Source organism: Agromyces sp. NPDC057679 (genome assembly GCF_042799635.1).
Taxonomy (GTDB): Bacteria; Actinomycetota; Actinomycetes; order Actinomycetales; family Microbacteriaceae; genus Agromyces.
Window position 1 is genome coordinate 1,128,186 of the sequence record NZ_JBHVIK010000002.1, and the last position, 26,410, is coordinate 1,154,595.

Sequence of the window (26,410 nt, forward strand, 5' to 3'; positions counted from 1 at the left end):
TCAGCCCTCCTCTTCCTTGCGCATGGCGCGCGCCGCGCTCGCCTCGCCGCCGACGCGGGAGGCCAGCAGCACGGCGAGGCCGGTGACGAGCACCGAGCCCGCGAGCACCGCGCCGATCAGCCACGGGTCGAACACGACCCCGGGCTGCTGGTCCGCACCCGTGAAGGCGCGGAGGTCGATGCCCTGGAGCACCACGAACGGCAGCGCCACCCCGAGCAGCGCCCCGGCGACGAGCGCCACGGTCACGACCGGGCCGACCTCCCACGCGACGAGCGCGCGCTCCCCGCGACGACGCAGCCCGAGCGTCGTGAGCAATGGCAGGAGCCGTTCGCGGGCGGGGCGCCCGACCACGAGCGTGAGCACGATCGCGAGCGCCGTGAGCAGGCTCGAGAGCACGATCGCGCCGACGAGCGAGACCACGAGGCCCTGCGTCACCGAGGTCGAGGCGAGCTCGTCGCGCAGCATCGTCGGCGTGGTCACCGTGGCGCCCTCGCCGGCGATCTCCGCGAGCTCGGCGGTCACGGTTGCGGCATCGGCTCCGGGCTCGAAACGCACGAGCACGCGGTCGGGCACGAAGGTTCCGACGTAACCGTCGGCGTTGGCGCGGTCCATGAGCACCCAGCTCGTGCGCGGCCAGAAGGCGGTGCGCCCGTCGACGACGCCGAGGGTCTCCAAGGGATTGCGATCGAGTTCGACCTCCTCGGCGCCCTCGATCGAATCGGCGATGACCTTCGAGATGACGATCGGCACGGCGTCGGCGCCGGTCTGCGAGAGCCCCTCGGGCAGCGGCGTCGCCCCGGAGCGGCCGGCCTGCACGGCGCGCATCTCCTCGGCGTCGACGACGATCAGCGTCGTCGTGCGCAGGCGCCCGTCGATGCCGACCTGGATCGAGTCCGTCGCGTACACCGGGGCGATCGCCTCGACGCCCGGGACCTCGGCGAACGCCTCCTGCTGCTCGAGCGTGAACGGAACGCCCGCCACCGCGGCATCGGCTCCGACGCGGGCGTCGGCGGCGTCGTCGACGCCGGCTTGCACGGTGCCGAGCAGCACCGCGGAGAACATCGCGATCGAGACGCCGACGACCACGGTGAGCACGGGCACGACGCCCGCGGAGGGGTCGCGGAGCGCGCGCGCCGAACCGAGGAACGCCACGAGCCCCCGGCCGCGCTCTGCGGCTCGCACGATCGCGGCGAGCGGCAGGGGGTAGAGGCGCAGCACGACGAGGCACGTCACCACGGCGAGGAGGAGCGGGACCGCCGCGAGCAGCGGATCGACGCCGACCTCGCCCGCCGAGGTCGCGAGGCCGCGTCGGAGGAGCAGCACCACGGCGACCGCGGCGACGACCGCGACGAGGGCCTCGAGGATCCACCGGAGCCGCCCGCCCCCGCGCGTCGCGAAATCGGCGCGGGCGCGTCGGAGCGGGCTCAGCGCAGGCGCCGAGCTCACGAGGAGCAGCGCCGGCGTCGCCGCGAAGAGCGCGGCGATCACGAGCCCCGCCGAGCCGCCGTCGGCGGGCACCAGGAGCGTGCCGAGCACGGCGCCGAGGGCGGCCGCCGGCACGCCGATGACGGCGCCCTCGACGGCGAGGATGCCACGGAGTTGACCGGTCGACGCGCCACGGGCCGCCGCCAGCTCGAGCCCCTGCCTGCGCCGCTCGAAGACGACGCGCGCACCGAGCACGAGCACCGCGATCATCACCCCGATGGGCCCGGAGGCGACGGTCGCGAGCACCGTGTCGCTCGCCCCGGCCGCCGACGCGGCCGTCTCCAGGGCGTCGCCGAGCCCGCTGGAGAATCCGACGACGCCGATCGTCTGGAAGTAGTAGTCCCACTGGCCGGAACCGACCGGGTACCCGACGCTCGTGAACTCGTCGAGGTCGCCGCGGAGTTCGGCGGAGCGGTCGGCTCGGATACGGTCGTCGGCCACTGGGAACCACATCTCGAGGGTGGTCGGCAGCTGCGAGCGTTCGAGCGCCGCCCAGGAGTTCGGGTGCGCGAAGCCGAGCCCGGTGATGCGCAGGGTGCCGTCGGCCGTGAACGCGACCGAGGGTTCGAGCGGCACCGGCCAATGGGTCCAGAAGCCGTCGTCGGGATCCTTCGCGGCGAAGGTGCCGACGAGTTCGACGCGCTGGGCGTCGGCACCGAGCGGGATGCTGCGCTCCTGCCCGATCTCCCAGTGCATCTCTCGGGCGAACGGCTCGGAGGCGACGAACTCGAGCGGCTTCGCGCTCGGGGTGGGCCCGGACGGCTCCTCGGAGACGGCCGGTGCACCGGGATCGCTCTCGGGCGGTTCGGGCGGCGCTGGCGCGTCGAGCGCGGTCGGCCAGGCGCCCGCGGTCAGTTCGATGTGCTCGTCGAGGCGCGGGTCGAAGCCCGCGTAGAGCACGTAGTCGGTGGATCCGGGGCCCGCCCCGTCGGGCTTCGCCGAGTTGGGGCCGGCGATGACCGCCTGCAGGGGCTCGTCGGTCACGCGCGCCAGCTCGTCCGGCATCTGGTCGCGGATCGCGAGGAGGCGCTCCTCCTGCCCGCCCCACACCGCGTCGACGTCGTCGGCGAGCGTCGTCCCATGGCTCGAGGGTCCGAGCTCGGGGAGCGCCGAGCGGTTCGCCGACAGGACGTCGAGCTCTCGAGCCGGGAACTCGGCGAGGTGCTCGGCCAGCGCGGCGGTGTGCATCGCCGCGACGGCGCGGGGGAGCGCGGTGGCGAGGAGGGCGCCCGCCGCCACGAGCACTGCGAGCATGACCGAGGCGAACGGGGCGGCGAAGAACTGCCGGCGGAAGAGGCCGACCGGCGTCAGCGCCGAGTGGTGCCGTGCGCTCATCGCTCCTCCTCCCTGAGGCCGGGCCGGCTCGCCGTCCTCCGCACCGCGCGTGCTGCCGACGCGGCGACGAGCGCGGCGAGCAGCGCGAACGACGCGAGCCCGGCGAGCCAGGGCCAGAGCTCGAACCCGAGCGTCGCCCCGAGCGCGGCGGGGGCGTCGGCGACCGTCGCGCGAGCGAGCTCGCGAGCGGTCAACCACGCGGTCGCGCCGCCGATGACGGCACCCATCGCGATCGCAGCGAGCACGGTCGCGGCGAGTTCGGCGAATCGCGCGCGGGCCTGAACGCGAGGGCCGACGCCGACCACGCGCAGCACGACGATCTCGCCGAAACGGCTGCCGGCGAGGGCGCTCGCGAGCGCCATCAGCGCGATGAGGGCGAAGAGCAGGGCGCCGGCGGCGCCGAGCCAGAACGTCGCGATCGCCGGAGTGATGAGCTCGGCCGACGAGGCGTCGGCCCGGGTCGTCGTGGTGGCCGCGGTCCGCTGTCCGCGATCGATCGACTCCGCGGTCGCCGCGGGGTCGATCGACGCGAGCCAGCGCTCGCCGAATTGCGGCACCCCGGCGTCGGCGTCGAAGGCGGCGCGCTCGAGGGCGCCGAGGTCGACGAGGAGCGCGTCGCCGCCCGCGGTGGGGACGGCGGGGACGATGCCGGCGACGACGGCGTCGATCTCGGCGCCGCCCGTCACGATGCGGAAGTCCACGGCGTCGCCGACGTCCGCCGAGATGCGGGTCGCGAGCGCGGAGCCGAGCACGACCGGCAGCGGCTCGCCGGTCGACGCGAGCGGTGCCCGCGCCTCGGGGTCGCTCGCGGAGAGCTCGACGGTCTCGAAGGCGCCGGCGAGGTCGCGCGACGGAGCCTCGCCGTCGACCCCCAGCCCGCCGAAGGTGACCTGGACGCCCTGCGCGCCCGGCGCCCCGACGAGCTCGGCCGAGAGGCCGAGGAGGCGGAGGCCCGTGGCATCCGGGAGTTCGAGCTCTGCGAGGCCGCCGCCCGCCGCGATCTCGACCGAGCCCGCGGGCATCCGCATCGCGGCCCCGTCGTGAGTGAGGAGCCAGACCCCGACGCCGACCCGTCCGGGCGTGCCGCCGGGTGCGCGCACGCCGACCTCGATCTCGAGCGTCGTGGCGCCCTCGGGCAGCGGTTCCGCCGCGGCCTCCGCGGAGGGCGCCAGCTCGTCGGCCGCCGCGGCGAGCCCGGTGCCGGGGGCGACGGCGGCGAACCCGCCGGCGGGCGCGGCCACGAGCGTGGCGGCGTCGGAGCCGAGCCGGACCTCGCCGCGGAAGACCGGACCGTCCGCCACGATTCCGGGCACCTCGGCGAAGGGCTCACCCGTCGCCAGCGGGTCGGGGCCGCGCACGACGTCGCGGCCGGGGAACGAGACGCGGACGTCGCCGCCGGTCGCGAGCGCCGAGGCGTGTCGGTCGACCGTCTGCCACGCGCCCGCGAACACCGCGGCGAGCGTGAGCCCGGCGACCGCGATCATCGTGACGAGCGAGGCCGAGGCGAACAGGGAGCCGCGCCGTGCGAGCTGACGCATCGGCAGGGCGGGGACGAGCGCCGGCCGGGCGGCGGCCAGGCGCTCGAAGATCGCCCCGATCGGGCGCGCGAGGCCGAGCGCGAGGAGCGACAGCGCGAGCAGCACGAGCACGGGGGCGAGCACGGCGAGCGGATCGACCTCGACCGCGCCGGAGGCGCTCGTCACGAGCGGTGAGCCGTACAGCCGGAACTGCCACAGCGAGATCGCGGCGGCGACCACGACGAGCACCACGCCGCCCGCGACCGCGGTCCGCGGCATCCGGCCGTGGTCGTCGCCCGAGCCGCGCTGCACGGGCCGGCGCGCCTCTGCGAACGCGCGGCCGGCGACGAGCAGCACCGCGATCGCGACGCTCGTCGTCGCGACGAGCGAGGCGATCGCGGGGTCGCGCGCCTCGCCGGGGGGGACGAGCCCGAGGAGGAGCGTCGCGGAGATCGCGCCGACGGCCGCGGCGGGGATGCCCACCGCGAGCACTTCGACCACCGTGTCGCGGGCGAGTCGCGTGGCCGACGCGCCGCGCGCCCTGAGCAGCAGGGTCTCGCCGCGGCGCGCCGCACCGAGGAGCGCGGCGAGGCGGGCGAGCGCGGCGACGCCAGCGATGGCGAGCAGCAGCACCGGCACCGGGGTGAGCGCGCGCACCGCGCCGAGGCCCGCCAGCAGCCGGCTCAGCGTGTCGTGGAGGCCGCCCGACGCGGCGAGGCCGCTCGAGCCGAGGTCGTCCTGGTTGCGGAGCGCGGGTTCGACGTCGGGCAGGGTCGCGCGGAGCGCCGCCGCATCGTCGGGCGTCGTCGTCGCGGGGTCCACGACCGCGGTCCACTGCACGACCGCCGCCGAGGGGGCCGCCACGACCGCCGTCTCGTCCACGAGGAACGGCCCGGCGGCGCCGTCGGCGAACCCGGTCGCCACGACGGCGTCGCCGAACCAGGCGGGGTCGGTCGGGTCCGTCGGCTCCCAGATGCCGACGACCACGAGTGCGGGGCCGTCGTCGACGGTCACGGCCGAGCCGAGCTCGAGGCCGAGCTCCGTCGCGGCCGCCGCGTTCGCGGCGGTCGGCAGGGCGCCCTCCGCGCTCGCCTCCGGCGTGGACGAGCCGGCGTCGGGCCATTCGCCCGCGAGCAGCTTCGCACGCTCCGCGACGGCGGAGTCGGCCGTGAGCAGCGCCTCGAAGGGCTCGCCGCCCGCACTCGCCGGGGTCGGCAGCGCCTGCGTGCTCCGCTGCCAGGTCGCGCCGTGGGGCACGAGCATGCGGTCGAGCACCGCGGCGGCCGCCTCCGACTGGGCGTCCGCGTCGTTCGCGAGCCGGATCTGCCAGCGGGCGGCCCCCGCGGCGCCGGTGGCGGACTCGAGGCCGGTGCGCAGCCCGCCCGTCGCCGCTCCGGCGAGGGTGTCGAGCGCGGCGGTGCCGATCCCCGAGAGCAGCAGCACCACGGCCGCGATGCCGGCGAGCACCCCGAGACGGGCGTTCGCGCGGGCGAACGCCGTCCGTGCAGTTCCCACGCGGGCTCCTCATCGATCGGGACGGCACGCGGGCGGTGCAGGGCCGGGCATGCGGTCGCCTCGATGCGGCGGCGGCACGCGGACCCGCGTGGCGACGAATTCGCACACTCTACTCCGGATCACGGTCTTGCATGCCAGCGCGCGAACCCCATATTCTGAAGGGCTGGCCGCCGCAACCCTACGCGAGCGGCCCCGAGGGTATCGAAGACGATGACGCAGGAGGACACCATGCAGACAGACATCAACGCCCGCCAGGTCGCGGTCGATGGCGCTGCCCGCCGTACGTCCCCGGTCGCGCGGTCCGCGGGGTAGCGCCCCCGACAGCCCCGCAGGCGCTCAGCCTGCACGTTGCGCGGCCGTGCCGCGCCCGACGCGTGTTCCGCGTCCATGATCTCCGTTCACTCCACGCCGAGCCCGGTCGCGCCGCGACCCCATCGGCCACTCCTCCGAGAGGAATCCGGCTTTGTCCGACACCGTCCAGCCGCAGCAGCCCGCTGCGACCGAACCTCCCGCGCACGAGCAGCTCGGAGCGCTCCGCGCGCTCTGGCGCCTGCGCGAATACGCAGGGCCCGCGATGCCGGCGTTCGGCGCGAGCATGGCCGCGGCGCTCGTCGCGCAGCTCATCGCGCTGACGATCCCGCAGGTCCTCCAGCAGATCGTCGACGGCCCGCTCGCCGACGGCGAGGCCGACGCCGTCATCCCGCTGGCGCTCCTCGTCTTCGGACTCGGCGCCGCCGAGTCGCTGCTCTACGCCCTGCGCCGCTGGCTCGTCGTCGGACCGGGCACCAAGGTCGAGGCGCGCATGCGCAACGCCCTCTACGCGAAGCTGCAGGACCTGCCCGTGAGCTTCCACGATCGATGGCCGAGCGGCCAGCTGCTCTCGCGCGCGGTGAGCGACCTCGGCCTCATCCGGCGTTGGTTGAGCTTCGGCCTCGTGCTGACCGGTGCGAACCTGGTGATCATCGTGGTCGGCGTCGGCATCCTCATGTCGATGAACTGGATGCTGGGCCTCATCTTCCTCGTGTGCACGACGCCGCTCTGGTGGGCCGGATGGAAGTTCGAGGGCCGCTACTCCGAGCAATCGCGCCTCAGCCAGGACCAGCAGGGCGACCTCGCGACCGCGGTCGAGGAGTCGGTGCACGGCATCCGCGTGCTCAAGGCGTTCGGGCGCGGCAAGCACGCCTTGACGAGCTTCCGGGCGCGGGCCGAGTCGCTGCGCTCGACCGAGATCGAGAAGGCCCGCCTCGACGCCAACATCTGGGTCTGGATCATCGTCGTGCCGACGGTCGCGCTCGCGATCTGCCTCGTGCTCGGCATCTGGCTCGCGGCCAACGGCCAGCTCACGGTGGGCGAGCTCGTCGCGTTCTTCGCCACCGCGACGGTGCTCGCGTGGCCGATCGAGTCGATCGGGTTCATGCTCGCGTTCGCCCTCGATGCGCGTACGGCGACCGACCGCTTCTTCGACATCCTCGACAGCGAGAACACGATCGTCGACCCCGCCGAGCCGAAGCACGACGAGCGGCCGCGCGGCGAGCTCGCCTTCACGGGCGTGCACTTCCGCTACCAGGACTCGCCCGAGCGCTTCGGCGACCTGCTCGACGGCGTCGACCTCGTCGTCGAGCCGGGCGAGACGATGGCGCTCGTCGGCCTCACCGGCTCGGGCAAGACGACCATGACCGCGCTCACCACACGGCTCTACGACGTCACCGGCGGCTCGGTCGAGCTCGACGGCGTCGACGTGCGCGCGTTCACCCGCGAAGAGCTGCGCAGCCATATCGCGATGGCGTTCGAGGATGCGACGCTCTTCAGCGCCTCCGTGCGCGAGAACGTGCTGCTCGGCCGGCCCGAGCTCGCGGGCGACGAGCCCGGCGTGAAGGCCGAGGCCGAGCGAGTGCTCGACGAGGCGCTGCGCATCGCGCAAGCGGGCTTCGCCTACGACCTCCCCGAGGGCGTCGATACGAAGGTCGGTGAGGAGGGCATGAGCCTCTCGGGCGGGCAGCGGCAGCGGCTCGCGCTCGCCCGTGCGGTCGCGGCCAAGCCCGCCGTGCTCGTGCTCGACGACCCGCTCTCGGCGCTCGACGTCGCGACCGAGGCGAAGGTCGAGGCCGAACTGCGCTCGGTGCTCGCCGACACGACCGCGTTGATCGTGGCGCACCGCCCGTCGACGGTCATGATGGCCGACCGGGTGGCGCTCCTCGAAGACGGCCGGGTCACGGCCGTCGGCACACATTCCGAACTGCTCCGCGAGAGCGAGCACTACCGCTTCGTCATCTCGAGCCTCGAGGAGGACGAGCGTCGTCACGGCGTGGGCGATGCGGACGAAGCATCCGAACCGATGCGAGAGGAGGCGGCATCATGAGCGTCACCGGTGTACAGGGTGAAGAGCGCGACGAGTACTCGAAGGCCGAGTCGCGTCACATCCGCCTGCGGTCGCGGCGTCTGCTGGTGTCGCTGCTCAAGCCCCTCACGGGCAGGCTCTGGCTGACCGCGGCCGCGGTCGTCGTCTCGTCGGCTGCGCAGGTCGCGGGCCCCGCGATCATCGCCTACGGCATCGATCAGGGCATCCCGGCGCTCGTCGAGCAGAATTGGTGGCCCGCCGCCTTCGCCGGCGTCGCGTACCTCGTCACCGGCGTGGTGGGCGCGTTCCTCATCGCGGTCTACATCCGGCTGTCGGCGCGCGTCTCGCAGGCCGTGCTGATCGATCTGCGCACGCGGGTGTTCCTGCACACGCAGAAGCTCTCGCTCGAGTTCCACGAGTCGTACACCTCGGGCCGCATCATCTCGCGGCAGACGAGCGACCTCGACGCGATCCGCGAGCTCATGGACGAGGGGCTCACGCTGCTCGTCCGCGGGCTCATGTACATGGTGTTCACCGCGATCATGCTGTTCATCATCGACGCGCCGTCGGGGTTCGTGCTGCTCGTCGCGCTCATCCCGCTCGGCGTGCTCACCCGGTGGTTCCAGGTTCGGTCGCAGACGCTGTTCCGGCGCTCGCGGGTCGCGTCGGCGAAGCTCATCGTGCAGTTCGTCGAGACGATGACGGGCATCCGCGCGGTGCAGGCGTTCCGCAAGGAGCGCCGCAACGAGCAGGAGTTCGGCGGCCTCGTCGAGGACTACCGCGGCGTCAACGCGAAGGTGCTCGGCCTCTTCGTCGTGTTCAACCCGGGGCTCGCGCTCATCGGCAACACGGCGGTCGCGGTGGCGATCGTGCTCGGCGGCTTCCGCGTCATCGACGGCTCGCTCGGGGTCGGCGTGCTCCTCGCGGCGGTGCTCTACACCAAGCGGTTCTTCGACCCGATGGAAGACCTGGCGATGTTCTACAACGGGTACCAGTCGGCCTCGTCCGCGCTCGAGAAGATCTCGGGCGTGCTCGAGGAGGAGCCGAGCGTGCCCGACCCCGCGAAGCCGGTCGACCTCTGGAATGCGGATGGCCGGGTGACCTTCGACGGCGTCGAGTTCGCGTACACGCAGGGACGGGTCATCCTGCCCCGCTTCGACCTCGACGTGCCGGCGGGGCAGACGATCGCTCTCGTCGGATCGACGGGCGCGGGCAAGTCGACGCTCGCGAAGCTCATCGCGCGCTTCTACGACCCGAGCGACGGCGTCGTCTCGCTCGACGGCGTGGCGCTCAGCGCGCTCCACCCGAAGGACCTGCGCCGCGCGATCGTCATGGTCACGCAGGAGGCGTACCTGTTCTCGGGCTCGGTCGCCGACAACATCGCGCTCGGCAAGCCCGACGCGACCTTCGACGAGATCGTGCGGGCGGCGCAGGCGGTCGGCGCGCACGAGTTCATCGAGGGCCTGCCGAACGGCTACGACACCGACGTGAACAAGCGCGGCGGCCGCGTGAGCGCGGGGCAGCGGCAGCTGATCTCGTTCGCGCGCGCGTTCCTCGCGAACCCGGCGGTGCTCATCCTCGACGAGGCGACGAGCTCGCTCGACATCCCGAGCGAGCGACTCGTGCAGGAAGGGCTGACGAAGCTCCTCGCCGACCGCACCGCGGTCATCATCGCGCACCGCCTCTCGACGGTCTCGATCGCCGACCGGGTGCTCGTCATGGAGCACGGCCGCATCGTCGAGGACGGCGCCCCGGCCGAGCTCATCGGCGGCACCGGCCGCTTCGCGGCGCTCCACGCGGCCTGGCGGGACTCGCTGGTCTGAGCGTCACGCGCCGACGGCGCGCCGCGTTCACGGCATGACGGATGCCTCGCGCCCCACTCGGGGCGCGAGGCATCCGTCGTCCGTGCGCCGACTCATTGCGGCACGACCACCACGGGGGCGACCGCGCTCCCGTCGAAGCCGATCGCGGCCTGGAGCGTGTACGCCCCCATCCCGGGGATCACCACGAGGTCGCCCACGCCGAGCGGCGGCAGCGGCTGGTGTCGCACGAGGACGTCGCGGCGGTCGTTCGTCGGCCCGGCGAGGGTCGTCGGCACCCGGTCCCGGGTGAGGAGCCGACGGGTCGCGCGCTCCGCCGCGTCGTCGGCGAGCGGTTGGCTGGCGAGCTCCTCGGCGGCGAAGACGAGCGGACGGCCGCCGCCGCGCCGCAGGGCGGGGAGGAGGTCGCGCACCTCGCCGTCGAGCGCGAGCCATCGGCCGTCGGGACGGTCAGCGCCGGCGACGACGCGTGCGACGAGCGTCACCGCCGGTGCGGCGACGAACCGGCCCGGTGCGATCACGATCCGCAGGTGCGCGGGCGCGCCCGAGAGCGCCGCCCGGATGCGGGCGGCGACCCGGGCGAAGTCCGCCGACTCGTCGTCGAGGGGGAGGCCGCCGCCGAGGTCGAGCATCTCGAATCGGGTGCCGTGCCGGCGCTCGAGCGTGCGGGCGAGCGCGAGCGAGCCGCGGATCGCCTGCTCCCAGACCGCCGGGTCCCGCTGCCGGTCGCCGAGGTGGAAGGTGAACCCGGCGACGCGGAGCCCGACCCGTCGGCAGTGGGCCACGAGTGCGGGCGCCGCCTCGGCGGAGACGCCGGAGCCGGCCGCCGACCCGGCCGCCGAGCCGGCTCCGCGGCCGGGGAACGCGAGTCGCACGAGCACCGCGACGTCGCGGGGGAGTCCCGCGAACTTCGCGACCTCGGACGGTGCGTCCACGACGAAGGTGCGGATGCCGCGGAGATAGGCGCTGGTGAGGTCGTCGACCCGCTTGACGGGGTCGACGTGCACGACGTGCCGGAGCGGGACGCCCTCGCGCTCGAGCAGCGTGATCTCGCGTCGGGAGGCGACGTCGAAGCCGGCGCCGAACGCGTGCGCCGCCCGGATCGCGGCGGGGTGCGGCAGGGCGCCGAGCGCGAAGTGGAGGTGAACGCCGGGCAGTGCGCGCCGCAGCGCGAGCAGTCGCGTCGCGATCCGATCGGTGTCGAGCACCAGCAGCGGGCTGCCGTGCACCGCGACGAGCTCGGCGAGCCGGATGCGGGAGGCGGCGGCGACGAGCTCGCGGCGAACGAGTTCGCGGCTGGGCGGCAGCTCGGGGGCCGGCAGGGTGCGGCGGCGGGGCTCGGAGCGTCGGGTGCGCTCCCGAGTCGGGGTGGGGGTGAGGGTTGCGCCGAACATGTGACCGATGCTGGCCGAGACGCCGACCGTCCGGATCAGGAGCGACCACGAATCCGGCTGGGTGCGCGCCCTGAGCACCCGTCGGCACGCACGTCGCACGGGCAGCCTGCCACGTCGAGCGGTCGATGGGATCCGGGTACCCCCTGAAGCGGGGGAGCGGCGCGGGTGCCGAACGCGATACAGTCACGACAGGCGGGGGCGACCGGTTCGGTCGCCCGTGCCCGTTTCACGGCTCGGATCGGTGCGGTTCGGTGCCCCGGGTCGGCGGAGTGGAGGTGCCCATGGACGAGACGTCTCGACCGTTGCGGGTGGCGATCGCCGATGACGCGCTCCTCCTCCGCGAGGGCATCGCGAAGGTGCTCGAGGGCGGCGGGCTCGAGGTCGTCGCCTCGGTCGGAACGGGCGAGGAGCTCGTCGAGGTCGTGCGCGAAGGCGGGGTCGACGCGGCCGTGCTCGACATCCGCATGCCGCCGAGCTATCGCGACGAGGGCATCCTCGCGCTCGAGTCGCTCCGCGCGAGCGGATCGACGATCGGCGTCCTGCTGCTCTCGATGTACGCGACCCCTGAGTACGCCCTGCGCGTGATGGGCGCCGGCAGCGGCACCGGCTACCTCCTGAAGGAGCGGGTCTCCGAACCGCAGACCCTCGTCCGCGCCGTCGAGACGGTCGCCTCGGGCGGGTCGGTCGTCGACCCCGAGGTCGTCGAGCAGCTCGTGCAGCGCACCCGTGCCGACGACCCGCTGTCGCGGCTCACCGAGCGCGAGCGATCGGTGCTCGAGCTCATGGCGCAGGGGTACTCGAACGGCGGCATCGCGCAGACCCTCTTCCTCGGCCTGAAGACGGTCGAGACCCACGTCCGCTCGATCCTGCAGAAGCTCGACCTCGAGGAGTCGCCCGAGCACCACCGGCGGGTGCTCGCGGTGCTGACGCTCCTCGGCGCGAGGTGATGGCGCCCGGCCGACGCGGCCGGATCATCAAGCGCACGATCGCCATCGCGTCGGTGGTCGCGCTGAGCCTCACGATGGAGATCACGGGGTTCCTCGTGTCCCCCGAGTCCGAGCGCCCCGAGGTGAGCTACGTCACCCTGCACGCGATCGTCCCGCTCGTGTTCGCGGCCTGTGCGGGCGTCGCCTGGGCGATCGGGCCCTCCCGGGTGCCCGCGCGCCTCATGGTGCTCTTCCCGGTCGTGTGGATCCCGCTCACCTTCCTCCGGGTCATCGAGGACCTCGGATGGCTCTGGCCGCTGCTCTACGGCGTGCACCTCTGGTGGGGGCTGCTCACGGGCATCCTCGTGCTGCTCTATCCGCGCGGCGACTTCGGCGACCGCCTCGCGCGCGTGCTCGGGGCCATCGCGCTCGTGGCCTCGGTCGGCTACCTGCTGGGCACCGTGCTCCTCGCCGAGCCGCCAGCGGCGCTCTGCGACTGCGCCCCGAACCCCTACCGCATCATGGACGCCCCCGTCGTGGCCGGGGCGATCGACATCGGCTACCGCCTCATCGGCGTGCTCCTCGCGCTCGTCATCGCCGGACGGTTCCTCGTGCGCTGGATCCGGGGCAGCGTGCCCGCCCGCACCGTGGCGTTCCTCATGCCGGTGGCGCTGCTCGCCTGGGCGACGACGCTCGCCGCGCAGGCCGTGACGTACGCGGCGAACGCGACCGCGCCGCAGGTGCTCGCGACCGTGTCGCTCGTCGCGATCGCCTCGATCCCGGTGAGCTTCGTCGCGGGCATCTCGCACACGCGCAACATGCGCGCCCGCGTCGCCGACCTGATGCGCATCACCCGCGAGGGCGCCGACCGCGGCCTCTGGGCCGAGTCGCTCGCGCGCACCCTCCGCGACGCCTCGGTCAGGGTCTACTGGTGGGACGAGGAGCGGGGCCGGTACGCGGATGCCTCGGGCGAGCCCATCGAGCACGACCCCGCCGACCGCAACGGCGACCACAGCCTGCTGCCGGTCGCCTCCCCGACGGGCATGCCGATCGCGCTCATCCGGCACGACCGGGTGCTCACCGACAACATGCGCCTGCTCGACGGGGTGTCCAGCGCACTCCGGCTCTCGGTCGACAACGGCCGCCTGCGCTCCGAGATCGAGCGCACGCTCGAGCAGGTGCGCCAATCGCGTGCGCGCATCGTCGAGGCCGGGGACGAGGCGCGGCGCCGCATCGAACGCGACCTCCACGACGGGGCGCAGCAGCACCTCGTCTCGCTCGGCATGCGGCTGCGGCTGGCGGCGAACCAGGCGCGCGACCGCGGGGTCGAGCCGCTCGGGGTCGAGCTCGACGGCAACATCGCGATGCTGAACGACGCCCTGAAAGAGCTTCGGGAGCTCGCCCACGGCATCCACCCCTCGCTGCTCTCGTCCGGAGGGCTCGCGCTCGCCGTGCCCGAGCTCGCCGGCCGTTGCCCGGTGCCCGTCGAGATCGACGTGCAGGCCGAGGGACGGCTGCCCGAGGTGATCGAGTCGACGGCGTACTTCGTCGTGGCCGAGGCGCTCGCGAACGTCGCCAAGCACGCCCAGGCGACCCGCGGGTGGGTGCGTGCCCACCTCGTCGACAGCACGCTCGAGCTCGTCGTCCGCGACAACGGCGTCGGCGGCGCCTCGCCCGAGGGCAGCGGCATGCTCGGCATCGCCGACCGGGTCGACGCCGTCGGCGGCGAGCTGACGATCGAGAGCCCCGCGGGCGCGGGGACGACGATCACGGTGCGGATCCCGGTCGTCGTCACCGGGTGATCGCGGGTCCGATGCGCGGCCCGACTGCCAGACGCCCAGACGGGCCGACGGCCCGACGGCCCGACGGCCAGACGCCCAGACGGCCGAGCGGTCCGGCGGTCCGATTCGGCGTCCGGTCAGGGCCGCCAGCGCGCCGCGGCGAGATCGACGCGGTAGCCGTCGTCGTCGGCGGAGGGGCGCAGCGGGGTGCCCTCGCGCTCGTAGTGCGCTCGGGCCCGCTCGGCGTGCCCCGCGGGCGGACGCCCGCCCGCCCGGATGACGCGCCACCACGGGGCATCCGCGCCGTATCTCGCCATCACCTGGCCGACGGCGCGCGCGCCGCGCGAGCCGAGCAGCGCCGCGACGTCGCCGTAGGTGGCGACGCGGCCCGCCGGGATGTCGTCGACGACGGCGAGCACCGCGTCGACGAACCCGGCCGGCTGCTCGGGGAGCGCGCGGACCACGGGCCTCAGAGCTCGAGCGCGCCGATCACGTCGCCGTAGGCGGTCTCGCCGACGTCGACGAAGCCGACGCGGTGGAAGAACGCCTCGGGGCCCTGGTCGCCGGGCTCCCACAGCACGGTGATGCGGTCGAAGCCGCGGCGCTTGGCCTCCTCGGCGAGTGCCGTCGCGAGGAAGCGGCCGACGCCCTTGCCCTGCACGTCGGCGTCGACGTTGATGCGCCAGATGCAGGCGCGGAACTCCTCGTGGGCGTTCTCGGGGTCGAAGTTGCCGTGGATGAAGCCGACGACCCGCTCGCCCTGGAGGGCGACGCGCTGCCACGCGGTCTCGGGGTTCACGACCGAGGCCTCGGCAGAGTAGGTGACCGGCGCGATGAACTGCTCCTGGCCGGGCTTCAGCGACAGTGTGTTCGCGGCCACGATGTTCGACGCGGACAGATCTTCCAGTCTCAGCTCAGCCATAGCGCCAAGGCTAACCCGTGATTCCTGCGCACGGGTAGCCGGGCCGACCCTGAATCCACCCTGAATCCGGCTCGGGGTAGGTCCCCACGGGGTGCAGGGCGTGGCACCACCCGTCCTTCGTTGTCTCGATGTCGAGATATTCTGCCGACGCGGTAAGCTGGCAGACGGCGTGTCCGCCCACGAGACTTCCTCAAATTCCCCGAGAGATCCAAGGAGAACTCAACTTGTCCAAGATCAAGGTTGAAGGCACGGTCGTCGAGCTCGACGGCGACGAGATGACCCGCATCATCTGGCAGGCCATCAAGGACCAGCTCATCCACCCGTACCTCGACGTGAACCTCGAGTACTACGACCTCTCGATCCAGAAGCGCGACGAGACCGACGACCAGATCACGGTCGACGCGGCGCACGCGATCCAGAAGCACGGCGTCGGCGTCAAGTGCGCGACGATCACGCCCGACGAGGCGCGCGTCGAGGAGTTCGGCCTCAAGAAGATGTGGCGTTCGCCCAACGGCACGATCCGCAACATCCTCGGCGGCGTGATCTTCCGCGAGCCGATCATCATCTCGAACATCCCGCGCCTCGTGCCCGGCTGGAACAAGCCGATCATCGTCGGCCGCCACGCCTTCGGCGACCAGTACCGCGCCACCGACTTCCGCTTCGAGGGCGAGGGCACCCTCACGATGACCTTCACGCCGAAGGACGGCTCGGAGCCCCAGCAGTTCGAGGTCTTCCAGTCGCCCGGCTCGGGTGTCGCGATGGGCATGTACAACCTCGACGAGTCGATCAAGGACTTCGCGCGCGCCTCGCTCAACTACGGCCTCTCGCGCAACTACCCCGTCTACCTCTCGACGAAGAACACCATCCTCAAGGCGTACGACGGCCGCTTCAAGGACCTCTTCCAGGAGGTCTTCGACACCGAGTTCAAGGCGAAGTTCGACGAGGCCGGCCTCACCTACGAGCACCGCCTCATCGACGACATGGTGGCAGCCAGCCTCAAGTGGGAGGGCGGCTACGTCTGGGCCTGCAAGAACTACGACGGCGACGTGCAGTCCGACACCGTCGCGCAGGGCTTCGGCTCGCTCGGCCTCATGACCTCGGTCCTCGCGACGCCCGACGGCAAGGTCGTCGAGGCCGAGGCGGCGCACGGCACGGTCACGCGCCACTACCGCCAGCACCAGCAGGGCAAGCCCACCTCGACGAACCCGATCGCCTCGATCTACGCCTGGACGCGCGGCCTCGCGCACCGCGGCAAGCTCGACGGCAACCAGGAGCTCATCGACTTCGCGGCGACCCTCGAGGACGTCGTCATCAAGACGGTCGAGTCGGGTGCGATGACGAAGGACCTCGCGCTCCTCGTCGGCCCCGAGCAGGGCTACCAGACGACCGAGGAGTTCCTGAACTCGATCGACGCGAACCTCAAGGCGCGCCTCGGCGCGTAGTCCGGCGCCGCGGCCGCGGTGATCGATCCGAAGGGCGGATGCCACTGGGCATCCGCCCTTCGTCGTGCTTCCCCGGGGAGCGCAGGCCCGCAGGGCAGGATGGAGGCATGGCTCGCATCCTGAAGCTCGCACGTCGCTACTGGGTCGTCACGCTGACGCTCGCGATCGGAGTGCTCGGCATCGTGCTCGCGCTCGCCGGCGCGGGCGCCGCCGTGCCGTGGATCTTCAGCGGCTACGCGCTCGTCGTCGCCGCATGGCAGGCCGTCGGCATGGTCCGCGACATCCTCCGCGGCCACTGGGGCCTCGACATCCTCGCCATCACCGCGATCGTCGCGACGGTGCTCGTCGGCGAGTACATCGCCGCGCTCCTCGTGGTGCTGATGCTGACGGGAGGCGCCGCGCTCGAGGACTACGCGAACCGCCGTGCCAAGCGCGAGCTCGACGCGCTGCTGACGCGTTCGCCGCAGCTCGCGCACCGCCTCGACGGCGACGACCTCGTCGACGTGCACGTCGACGAGGTGCGGCCGGGCGACCGCCTGCTCGTGCGGCCGAGCGAGATCGTGCCCGTCGACGGCGAACTGCACTCGGCCGAGGCCGCCTTCGACGAGTCGTCGCTCACCGGCGAGAGCGTGCCGGTCGAGAAGCAGCGCGGCGACGCGGTGCTGAGCGGATCGGTGAACGGGCAGTCGGCGATCGAGATCGTGGCCACGGCGACGGCCGGCGACAGCCAGTACCAGCAGATCGTGGCGCTCGTCGCCCAGGCCGCCGAGTCGAAGGCGCCCGTCGTGCGACTCGCCGACCGCTACGCCGTGCCCTTCACGGTGTTCTCGCTCGCGCTGGCGAGCGTCGCGTGGTGGGCGTCCGGCGACCCGGTGCGATTCGCCGAGGTGCTCGTGCTCGCGACGCCGTGCCCGCTGCTCATCGCCGCGCCAGTCGCCTTCATCGGCGGGATGAGCCGCGCCGCGCGCAACGGCGTGATCGTCAAGGGCGGGGGAGTGCTCGAGCTGCTCGCGCGGGCGAAGACCGCGGTCTTCGACAAGACGGGCACGCTCACCCACGGCGAGCCGAGGCTCGTGGCGATCAGGCCCGAGCCCGGCTTCTCGGCCGACGAGCTGCTCGGCCTCGTCGCCTCCGCCGAGCAGTACTCGTCGCACGTGCTCGCGGCGTCGATGATCGAGGCGGCGAAGCAGCAGGGGCTGCCGCTCACGGAGGCCGAGTGGGCGCGCGAGGCCGCGACCAATGGGGTGACGGCGAAGCTCGGCGACCGCGAGGTGGTCGTCGGCAAGTTCGCGTTCGTTCAGGCGCAGGCCGCCGAGGCGCAGCGCACGGCGATCGCGCCGGGCGAGCTCGCCGTGTACGTCGCGGTCGACGGGCGCTACGCGGGCGCGCTGCTCGCGAGCGACCGGCTGCGTGCGAACGCGGGGGCGACCCTCGCCCGGCTCGACGAGCTCGGCGTGCACGACACGATGATGCTGACGGGCGACGCGCAGGCGACGGCCGACCACATCGCGGCGGAGCTCGGCATCACGCGGGTGCGCGCCGACTGCCTCCCGGGCGACAAGGTGCGCGAGGTCGCCGCGGTGGCCGCGCGACCTGTGATCATGGTCGGCGACGGCGTGAACGACGCCCCCGTGCTCGCGGCCGCCGACGTCGGCATCGCCATGGGGGCGAAGGGGGCGACGGCGGCGAGCGAGTCGGCCTCGGCGGTGATCCTCGTCGACGACATCTCGCGGACCGCGAAGGCCGTCGAGATCGGGCGCGACACGGTGCGCATCGCCCTGCAGAGCATCTGGATCGGGATCCTCGTGAGCGTGGGCCTCATGGTGATCGCGGCCTTCGGCGTGATCCCGGCGACGATCGGCGCGCTGCTCCAGGAGGTGGTCGACCTGATCGCGATCCTGGCCGCCCTGCGCGCGATCGGCGGGCGGCTCGACGCCAAGCGCGAGGTCGTGGCCGAGTCATCCGAATCTCGCCTCACCGTTCCGTAGATCACGAATCGATAACGCAGGCACGAAGTCGTGTCGAGCACTTGCGTCTGGTTTGTTCGTAAGGTTTACTAACAAACGTGACTGCAACGGATGCGCAGCGAGGCCCCGTCACCACGGAGCCGACGCCCCCCACCTCGGTGGTGCATTCCGACCTGCTCACCGTGCCGTTCGCCGGTGCCCCGATCTTCACCCGCTCGCGCGCCCTCCGGCCCACCGGCAAGGTGCTGCCCGAGCACGCGCGCAGCCACAACCGCGCCCTCGTCCTGCAGACGCTCTACAGCTCGGGCGCCCAGAGCCGCGCCGACATCGCCCGCGAGACGGGCCTCACGCGCGTCACGGTCTCCGACCTCGTCGCCGAGCTCATCTCCGAGGGGCTCGTCGTCGAACTCGGCCAGCGCGAGGACGCCCGGCCGGGCAAGCCCGCCACCCTCATCGACGTCGCCCGCGACGCCTTCCAGATCATCGGCCTCGACCTCTCCGAGCACGAGGTCTTCCGCGGGGCCGTCACCGCGCTCGACGGCACCATCGCCCGGCGCGCCGAGCTCGCCCGCGACGATGCGACCGGCGAGGACGCCGCCCGGCTCGTCGAGACCCTCGTCGACCGGCTGCTCGCGCTCGCGACGATCCCGGTGCTCGGCATCGGCGTCGGCTCGCCCGGCGTCGTCGACCCGCTCGGCGTCGTGCGCTCCGCCCCCAACCTCGGCTGGGTCGACCTGCCGCTCCAGGAGCGGCTCGCCGCCCGCACCGACCTCCCCGTGCACGTCGCGAACGACGCGAACGTCGCCATCCTCGCCGAGCACGGCGAGACCGCGCCCGGCGAGCTGCTGCTCGTCAAGGTCGGGCACGGCGTCGGCGCCGGACTCATCGTCGGGGGCCGCCCCGTCATCGGCGGCGGATTCGCCGCAGGCGAGATCGGCCACGTCGTCGTCGGCACCGACGGCGGCCCGCGATGCGCATGCGGCAAGGACGGATGCCTCGAGGCCTGGGTCGCCGAGCCCCGCCTCCGCGCGCAGCTCGACGAGGCCGCCGCCGAGCGCGACGTGATCCTGCGCGAGGCCGGCCGCCGGCTCGGCATCGTGCTCGCGCCGGTCGTCGGCGCCCTCAATCTGACGGAGGTCGTGCTCAGCGGCCCCGCCGATCTGCTCGACGGAGCCTTCCACGAGGCGACCGTCGACACTCTCCGGAAGCGGACGATGGCGGAACTCAACCGTGATCTGAGGCTCCGGATGTCCGAGCAGGCTGAGGACATCGTCCTCCGCGGCGCGGCCGTCATGGTCCTCTCCGGACAACTCGGAGTCTCGTGAGGGACTCCAACGCACCAAGGGTGACAGCGAACCCCCGCTGTTTCCCCACCCCCATGAAAGGAAACGACAAATGAGGAAACTCGGCATTGTGGCGCTCGGCGCCGCGGCTGCCCTGACCCTCGCCGGTTGCAGCACCGGTGGTGGGAACGAGTCGGCCGACGGTGGCGACATCACGGTCTGGGTCGTCGGAAGCGACACCCCTGAGGACGCTCGCGCCTACCTCAAGGACACCTTCGAGTCGGAGAACGACGGTTGGACCCTCACGGTCGAGGAGAAGACCTGGGCCGACGTGAGCGACACCTACGCAGCTGCGCTCCAGTCGAACGACTCGCCCGACGTGGTCGAGGTCGGCAACACCCAGACGGCGAGCTTCGCCGACCAGGGCCTCTTCCTCCCGCTCGACGACTTCAACAGCGACGACTACCTGCCCGGTCTCGTCGAGTCGGCGACCTACGAGGACGAGCTCTACGCCGCGCCGTACTACGCCGGTGGCCGCATCGTGTTCTACAGCAAGCAGATCCTCGGCGACACCCCCGTCCCGACGACGCTCGACGAGTACGTCGCGACGGGCAAGGAGCGCCGCACCGACACCGTCTCGGGCATCTGGGCTCCGGGCCGCGACTGGTACAACGCGCTTCCCTACGTCTGGGCGCACGGCGGATTCATCGCCGAGAAGGACGGCGACGCGTGGAAGGCCGGCTTCTCCAGCGACGGCGGCGTCGAGGGCCTGACCCAGCTCCAGGACGTCTACCTCAACGCGTCGAACGCGGCGAAGGACGGCGACGAGACCGACCCGCAGGTGCCGTTCTGCGCCGGTGAAGACGTCTTCCTCTCGGCTCCCGCGTGGGTGCAGTGGTCGATCACCGCTCCCGCCGACGCCGAGGCGCCCGGCTGCCCCGACACCTACGGCTCGGACCTGACGGCGTTCGCGCTGCCGGGCCTCGAGGCCGGCGAGACCGCCCCGATCTTCGCGGGCGGCTCGAACATCGCCGTCGCGACGAAGAGCGCGAACCCCGAGCAGGCTCGCGCCGCGCTCGACATCATGGCGAGCGCCGGCTACCAGGACCTCCTGGCCGCCGGTGGCCTGACCCCGGGCCTCACCGCTTCGGCGGCGAACCTGCCCGACACCGAGATCGCGAAGGCCCAGGCCGTCGCGCTCGAGAACTCGAAGGTGACCCCGACCACCCCGAAGTGGGCCGAGGTCGAGGCTGCGCAGATCATCCAGGAGGCGCTCGTGAAGATCGCCCAGGGTGGCGACGTGGCGGCCATCGCGGCCGACCTCGACGCGCAGATCGAGGAGATCCTCAACAGCTAGCCTGTTGAGCCCCGGCGGGGGCGGAGTCCCACACAGCTCCGCCCCCGCTTCCCTGCAACGAACTCGAACGGCGCCGGTGCCGCGAGACGTACCATCAGTCATACCCCGCGTCCCCCCGCGGACACCCGGAGGAAGAGCCATGAGCGCAACCCTCACCGAGCCTGACGCAACGCCGCGCACGCCGACCACGAAACCGCCCCGTCCCCCCAAGGGCGCCCCTGCCGGGCCTCGCAAGAGGAAGCCGGTGCAGTGGGCCCCCTGGGCGCTGCTCGCCCCGAGCATCGCGCTCCTCGTCGTGATGGTCGTCTACCCGACGATCGTGATGCTCGTCACCTCGTTCACGAACCTCGAGATCAAGAACAAGATGCTGGGCACGTCGCCCGACTTCGTCGGGTTCGACAACTACATCGAGATCTTCACCGACTCGCAGTTCCCCCAGGTGCTGGCCCGCAGCCTCGGCCTCATGGTCGTGCTCACCGCGCTCATCGTCGTGTTCGGCATGATCATCGCGCTGACCATGACGAAGCTCTCGAAGGCCTGGCGCCTCGCGGTGTCCGTCTCGCTCCTGTTCGCCTGGGCGATGCCGCCCCTGGCGGCCACGGTCGTCTGGGGCTGGATGTTCGACACCGACTACGGCGTCATCAACTGGGCCCTCAACACGATCACCGGCACCCAGGACTGGCGCGGTCACGGCTGGCTCGAGAACCCATGGTCCTTCATGATGGTGCTCGTCATCATCGTCACGTGGCAGAGCATCCCCTTCGCCGCGATCACCTTCTACGCCGGCCTCGGCCAGGTGCCCGAGGAGGTCATCGAGGCCTCCTCGCTCGACGGTGCCAGCGCGTGGCAGCGGTTCCGGCTCATCGTCCTGCCGTACATGCGCAACGTGATCACGGCCGTGCTCGTGCTCGAGACCATCTGGAACCTGCGCATCTTCACGCAGGTGTACGCCTTGCAGCAGCAGGGAGGCCTCGCGAGCGAGACCAACGTGCTGCCGACCTACCTGTTCCGGCAGGGGCTCGGCGAGTTCGGCACCACGGCCGCCATCGGCGTGTTCATGGTGATCCTGCTCATGGCCATCTCCTACTTCAACGTCCGCAACTCCCTGAAGGATGAAGAGCTGTGAGCATCAGTCCTGGAATGCAGCTCGCCGAAGAGCCCGGTTCGATCGCGGCGGAGACCCGCGCCGCCACCACGATCGGCGACGGGGGCCGCCTCGGCCGTCGCGCCGGCCGACGCAAGGGCCTCCTCGGACGCCTCGGCCTCAACCTCTGGGCGCTCGTCATCATCGTGTGCTCGATCTTCCCGGTCTACTGGATGGTGAACATGTCGTTCACCCCGTCGAACCAGATCATCAGCCGCAACCCGAGCCTGCTGCCGCTCGACTTCACGTTCAAGAACTACATCACGGCGTGGACGCGCGAGGCGGCACCGGGTCAGACCGACTTCCCGCACGCGCTCATCTCGAGCATCACCGTCGGACTCGCGGTCGTCGTCGTCTGCGCGATCCTCGCCTTCCTCGCGTCGATCGCCCTCGCGCGGTTCGCCTTCCGCGGCCGGGTGTTCTTCATCGTCGCCGTGCTCGTCGTGCAGATGGTGCCCGGCGAGGCGATGATGTTCACGATCTACAACATGATCGACGACTGGCGCCTCATGAACACGCTGCTCGGCCTGTTCATCGTGCACCTGGCCGCGGTCGTGCCGTTCACGATCTGGACCCTGCGCGGCTTCGTGAAGGGCGTGCCCGCCGAGCTCGAGGAGGCGGCCATGATCGACGGCTGCACCAAGGCGCAGGCGTTCTGGAAGGTCACCTTCCCGCTCATGGCGCCCGCGCTCGTCTCCACCGGCATCTTCGCGTTCATCCAGAGCTGGAACGAGTTCCTGATGGCGCTCCTGCTGCTCAAGGGCTACAACCTCACCCTCCCGCCGTGGCTGAACTCGTTCCAGTCGGCGACCGAGGCGACGAACTGGGGTGCGGTGATGGCCGGCTCGACGCTCATCGCGCTGCCCGTCGTCATCTTCTTCCTCTTCGTGCAGGGCCGCATGGTCGGCGGCCTCGTGAACGGAGCCGTCAAGGGATGAGCGCCGTGAACCCCACCGGTGCGGCCTCGCAGCTGCACCGGGACATCCTGACGACCCTGCTGCCGGGCTTCGACGGCCCGGTCGCCCCCGAGTGGGTGCTCGCGCGACTGCGCGACGGCCTCGGCGGCGTGTGCCTCTTCGGCGAGAACGTCGTCGACCCCGAGCAGCTCCGGGCGCTCAACGAGCGACTCCGTGCGGCGAACCCCGATGCGGTCATCGCGATCGACGAGGAGGGCGGCGACGTCACCCGCCTCTTCTACGACCGCGGCGCCCCGTTCCCGGGCAACGCCGTGCTCGGCCGCATCGACGAGCTCGAGCTGACCCGCCGGGTGGCGGCCGAGGTGGGCCGCGCCCTCGCGGCGACCGGCTGCACCGTGACCTTCGGGCCCGATGTCGACGTCAACGCGAACCCCGACAACCCCGTCATCGGCGTGCGCAGCTTCGGCGACGACCCCGAGCTCGTCGCCCGCCACTCGGCCGCCTGGGTCGAGGGGCTGCAGCAGACCGGCATCGCCGCGAGCGCCAAGCACTTCCCGGGCCACGGCGACACGGCGACCGACTCCCACCTCGCGCTGCCCGTGGTCGACGTGCCGCTCGCGACCCTGCAGGAGCGGGAGCTCGTCCCGTTCCGTGCGGCGATCGCGGCGGGCGCCCGCACGATCATGACCTCGCACATCCTGCTCCCGCAGCTCGATGCGGAGGCTCCGGCCACCCTCTCCCCGCACATCCTGCACAGCCTGCTCCGCGGGGAGCTGGGTTTCGAAGGCGTCATCGTGACCGACGCCCTCGACATGAAGGGGGCGAGCGGCGCGCACGGCATCCCCGAAGCCGCAGTGCGCGCCCTCGCCGCCGGTTGCGACCTCCTGTGCATCGGGGCGAACAACTCCGACGAGCAGCTCGGCGAGATCGTCGCGGCGATCGCCGAGGCGATCGAGTCCGGGCGACTGCCGGCCGACCGGGTCCGGGACGCTGCGGCCCGCGTGCGCGCGCTCGCCGCGACGGCTCCCGTCGTGCCCGCGGGTCCCGCTGCGCCCGAGGTGATCGAGCCCGCCCACGACGACGAGGAGATCGCCCGTGTGGTCGCCTCCTTCGAGGTCGCCGACGCCGTGCGCGGGCATCTGCTCGGTGCCTCGGGGATCGGCACGGTCGTCCGCGTCGACACGGTGGCGAACATCGCCATCGGCGTCGCGCCGTGGGGCCCATTCGCCGCGGAGGCCGTCGCCCCGCAGCCGTCGTGGCTCAGCCGCGCCGACCTCGTGCCGGTCGCCCACGGCGAGGTGCTCGACGACCCGGCCGCACTCGCCGGCCCCGTGCTCGTCATCGGCAAGGACCTGCACCGCCACGCCTTCGCCCGCCGGGCGATCGACGCGCTCCGTGCGGTGCGCGACGACGTCGTGACGATCGACATGGGCTGGCCGTCGCACGACCGCGGCTACGCCGACGTGGCGACCTACGGCGCCTCGCGCCTCCTCGGCGACGCGGTGCTCGCGTTCGTCGACGACGCGCTCGCCCCAGTGGCCGCGCGGTGAGGCTCGGCATCGACATCGGCGGCACGAAGACCGCGGCGGTCGCGCTCGCCGAGACCGGCGAACTGAGCGACCAGGTGCGCATGCCGACCGGGTTCGGGGCCGAGGCCGTCGTCGAGACGGCGCTCGCCACCGTCGAACGGATGGCGGAGCTCTCGGGCCTCGGCGCGAGCGCGTTCTCATCCATCGGCATCGGCATCCCCGGTGCCGTCGACACGATCACCGGCCGGGTCGCCCATGCGGTGAACCTCGGCCTCGAAGGGCTCGACCTCGGGCCTCGGCTCGCCGACCGGCTGGGCGTCGACGTGCGCATCGAGAACGACGTGAAGGCCGCGGCGCTCGGGGCACATCACCTCCTCGCCGCGGAGGGGTCGTCGGCACCGTCGGCCGACCGCTCGATGGCGTACCTCAACCTCGGCACCGGCCTGGCGGCCGGAATCGTGCAGGGGGGCCGCCTGCTGCGCGGCGGCCACGGTGTGGCGGGCGAGATCGGGCACATCCCCATCGACCCCGCGGGGGAGCTGTGCGGATGCGGCCAGCGCGGCTGCCTCGAGACCGTGGCCTCCGGTTCGGCGATCGCGCGCATGTGGCCGTCCGAGTCCGAGCTGCCCGCCCGTGAGCTCTTCGACCGGGCGGAGGCGGGTGACGCCGAGGCGGCCGGCGTCCGCGAGCGCTTCCTCTCCGGCGTCGCGGCGGCCGTGCGCCTGCTCGTGCTCACCACCGATGTCGACGAGGTCGTGATCGGGGGCGGGCTCGCCGCCCTCGGCGAACCGCTCGTCGACGGAACTCGCCGTATCCTGAACGGGTGGGCCGCCGACTCGGCGTTCCTCGCCTCACTCGGGCTCGCGGAGCGGGTCCGGGTCATTCCCCTCGGATTTCCGGCAGCCGCCGTGGGCGCTGCCCTGGTAGGAGTTGCGCAATGGCAGAAGTCGTAGTCGTCGAAGACGAGCAGGCGGCGGGCGAGCTCGTCGCGGGTTCGATCGTCTCGCTGATCAGGCAGAAGCCCGATGCGGTGCTCGGTCTCGCGACCGGCTCGACGCCGCTGGCGAGCTATCGGGCGCTCGCCGCCCGCATCGCGGCGGAGTCGATCGACGTGCGCGGGGTGCGGGGCTTCGCGCTCGACGAGTACGTGGGCCTTCCCGCAGGGCACCCCGAGAGCTATCGCGCGGTGATCACCCGCGAGGTCGTCGACCCGCTGGGCCTCACGCCCGAGCTCGTGCGGGTGCCGAACGGCGACCCGGCGACGATCGAGCATGCGGGCGCCGACTACGAGGCTGCCATCGTCGCGGCCGGCGGCGTCGACCTGCAGATCCTCGGCATCGGCCGCACCGGCCACATCGGCTTCAACGAGCCGGGCTCCTCGCTCGCCTCGCTCACGCGGGTGAAGACGCTCACCGAGCCGACCCGCGTCGACAATGCCCGCTTCTTCGACTCGCCCGATGACGTGCCCATGCACTGCATCACCCAGGGCATCGGCACGATCCTTCGCGCCCGTCACCTCGTGCTGCTCGCGTTCGGCGAGGCGAAGGCCGAGGCCGTCGCCGCGGCGGTCGAGGGCGGTGTGTCCGCGAGCCAGCCGGGCTCGGCGATCCAGTTGCACCCGCATGCGACCGTCATCGTCGACGCGGCGGCCGCGTCGCGCCTCGCGAACCTCGAGTACTACCGGCACGCCTGGGTCAACAAGCCCGCCTGGCAGGGCATCTAGCCCGCTGCGAACGAC

18 protein-coding genes are annotated in these 26,410 nt (G+C 72.6%); 13 read left to right on the top strand and 5 right to left on the bottom strand.

What is annotated here, in order from left to right:
- Both ACFVAJ_RS12180 and ACFVAJ_RS12185 read right to left on the bottom strand, forming a co-directional pair.
- Complete coding sequence (locus tag ACFVAJ_RS12180) at nt 1-2,820, bottom strand: FtsX-like permease family protein (RefSeq protein WP_376944401.1); 2,820 nt, start codon at nt 2,818-2,820, stop codon at nt 1-3.
- Complete coding sequence (locus ACFVAJ_RS12185; RefSeq protein WP_376944402.1) at nt 2,817-5,852, bottom strand: hypothetical protein; 3,036 nt, start codon at nt 5,850-5,852, stop codon at nt 2,817-2,819. The genes ACFVAJ_RS12180 and ACFVAJ_RS12185 overlap by 4 nt, the downstream gene beginning before the upstream one ends.
- Before the next feature lie 574 nt (nt 5,853-6,426).
- On the opposite strand from ACFVAJ_RS12185, the gene ACFVAJ_RS12190 reads away from it, so the two are divergent.
- Together ACFVAJ_RS12190 and ACFVAJ_RS12195 are read left to right on the top strand one after the other, a co-directional pair.
- Nucleotides 6,427-8,211 carry an ABC transporter ATP-binding protein gene (locus ACFVAJ_RS12190; RefSeq protein ID WP_376944643.1) on the top strand — a complete coding sequence of 595 codons (1,785 nt, stop codon included), beginning with the start codon at nt 6,427-6,429 and terminating at the stop codon, nt 8,209-8,211.
- Nucleotides 8,208-10,013: an ABC transporter ATP-binding protein gene (locus tag ACFVAJ_RS12195; protein ID WP_376944403.1), complete on the top strand. Its 1,806-nt coding sequence runs from the start codon at nt 8,208-8,210 to the stop codon at nt 10,011-10,013. Before ACFVAJ_RS12190 ends, ACFVAJ_RS12195 begins: the two co-directional genes overlap by 4 nt.
- A gap of 92 nt (nt 10,014-10,105) precedes the next feature.
- On the opposite strand, the gene ACFVAJ_RS12200 is transcribed toward ACFVAJ_RS12195, so the two are convergent.
- Nucleotides 10,106-11,404, bottom strand: a complete 1,299-nt coding sequence (locus tag ACFVAJ_RS12200; RefSeq protein ID WP_376944404.1) for a type III PLP-dependent enzyme — start codon at nt 11,402-11,404, stop codon at nt 10,106-10,108.
- A gap of 281 nt (nt 11,405-11,685) precedes the next feature.
- On the opposite strand from ACFVAJ_RS12200, the gene ACFVAJ_RS12205 reads away from it, so the two are divergent.
- Together ACFVAJ_RS12205 and ACFVAJ_RS12210 are read left to right on the top strand one after the other, a co-directional pair.
- A complete protein-coding gene (locus ACFVAJ_RS12205) occupies nt 11,686-12,351 on the top strand; it encodes a response regulator (protein WP_376944405.1) in 666 nt (221 codons plus the stop codon).
- On the top strand, nt 12,351-14,132 hold the full coding sequence (locus ACFVAJ_RS12210; RefSeq protein ID WP_376944406.1) for a sensor histidine kinase: 1,782 nt from the start codon (nt 12,351-12,353) through the stop codon (nt 14,130-14,132). The genes ACFVAJ_RS12205 and ACFVAJ_RS12210 overlap by 1 nt, the downstream gene beginning before the upstream one ends.
- A 116-nt stretch (nt 14,133-14,248) precedes the next feature.
- Here the strand turns inward: ACFVAJ_RS12210 and ACFVAJ_RS12215 are convergent, their stop codons facing one another.
- Complete coding sequence (locus ACFVAJ_RS12215) at nt 14,249-14,575, bottom strand: MGMT family protein (RefSeq protein ID WP_376944407.1); 327 nt, start codon at nt 14,573-14,575, stop codon at nt 14,249-14,251.
- Nucleotides 14,576-14,580: 5 nt separating this feature from the next.
- Nucleotides 14,581-15,033 carry a GNAT family N-acetyltransferase gene (locus ACFVAJ_RS12220; protein ID WP_376944408.1) on the bottom strand — a complete coding sequence of 151 codons (453 nt, stop codon included), beginning with the start codon at nt 15,031-15,033 and terminating at the stop codon, nt 14,581-14,583.
- 224 nt (nt 15,034-15,257) lie between these two features.
- On the opposite strand from ACFVAJ_RS12220, the gene ACFVAJ_RS12225 reads away from it, so the two are divergent.
- The 9 genes from ACFVAJ_RS12225 to ACFVAJ_RS12265 all read left to right on the top strand — a co-directional run bounded on the left by ACFVAJ_RS12225 (nt 15,258) and on the right by ACFVAJ_RS12265 (nt 26,395).
- Complete coding sequence (locus ACFVAJ_RS12225) at nt 15,258-16,475, top strand: NADP-dependent isocitrate dehydrogenase (RefSeq protein ID WP_376944409.1); 1,218 nt, start codon at nt 15,258-15,260, stop codon at nt 16,473-16,475.
- Nucleotides 16,476-16,582: 107 nt separating this feature from the next.
- Nucleotides 16,583-18,463: a heavy metal translocating P-type ATPase gene (locus ACFVAJ_RS12230; protein WP_376944410.1), complete on the top strand. Its 1,881-nt coding sequence runs from the start codon at nt 16,583-16,585 to the stop codon at nt 18,461-18,463.
- Nucleotides 18,464-18,615: 152 nt separating this feature from the next.
- Nucleotides 18,616-19,767: an ROK family protein gene (locus ACFVAJ_RS12235; protein WP_376944645.1), complete on the top strand. Its 1,152-nt coding sequence runs from the start codon at nt 18,616-18,618 to the stop codon at nt 19,765-19,767.
- Nucleotides 19,768-19,837: 70 nt separating this feature from the next.
- Nucleotides 19,838-21,082: an extracellular solute-binding protein gene (locus ACFVAJ_RS12240; RefSeq protein WP_376944411.1), complete on the top strand. Its 1,245-nt coding sequence runs from the start codon at nt 19,838-19,840 to the stop codon at nt 21,080-21,082.
- 244 nt (nt 21,083-21,326) lie between these two features.
- Nucleotides 21,327-22,208, top strand: a complete 882-nt coding sequence (locus ACFVAJ_RS12245; RefSeq protein WP_376944412.1) for a carbohydrate ABC transporter permease — start codon at nt 21,327-21,329, stop codon at nt 22,206-22,208.
- Nucleotides 22,205-23,164 (top strand): carbohydrate ABC transporter permease, encoded by a 960-nt coding sequence (locus tag ACFVAJ_RS12250; protein ID WP_376944413.1) that lies wholly within the window; start codon nt 22,205-22,207, stop codon nt 23,162-23,164. Before ACFVAJ_RS12245 ends, ACFVAJ_RS12250 begins: the two co-directional genes overlap by 4 nt.
- Nucleotides 23,161-24,693 carry a glycoside hydrolase family 3 protein gene (locus ACFVAJ_RS12255; protein WP_376944414.1) on the top strand — a complete coding sequence of 511 codons (1,533 nt, stop codon included), beginning with the start codon at nt 23,161-23,163 and terminating at the stop codon, nt 24,691-24,693. Before ACFVAJ_RS12250 ends, ACFVAJ_RS12255 begins: the two co-directional genes overlap by 4 nt.
- Nucleotides 24,690-25,625, top strand: coding sequence for an ROK family protein (locus ACFVAJ_RS12260; RefSeq protein ID WP_376944415.1), 936 nt, complete (start codon nt 24,690-24,692; stop codon nt 25,623-25,625). Before ACFVAJ_RS12255 ends, ACFVAJ_RS12260 begins: the two co-directional genes overlap by 4 nt.
- Nucleotides 25,610-26,395, top strand: a complete 786-nt coding sequence (locus tag ACFVAJ_RS12265; RefSeq protein ID WP_376944416.1) for a glucosamine-6-phosphate deaminase — start codon at nt 25,610-25,612, stop codon at nt 26,393-26,395. Before ACFVAJ_RS12260 ends, ACFVAJ_RS12265 begins: the two co-directional genes overlap by 16 nt.
- Nucleotides 26,396-26,410: the final 15 nt, after the last annotated feature.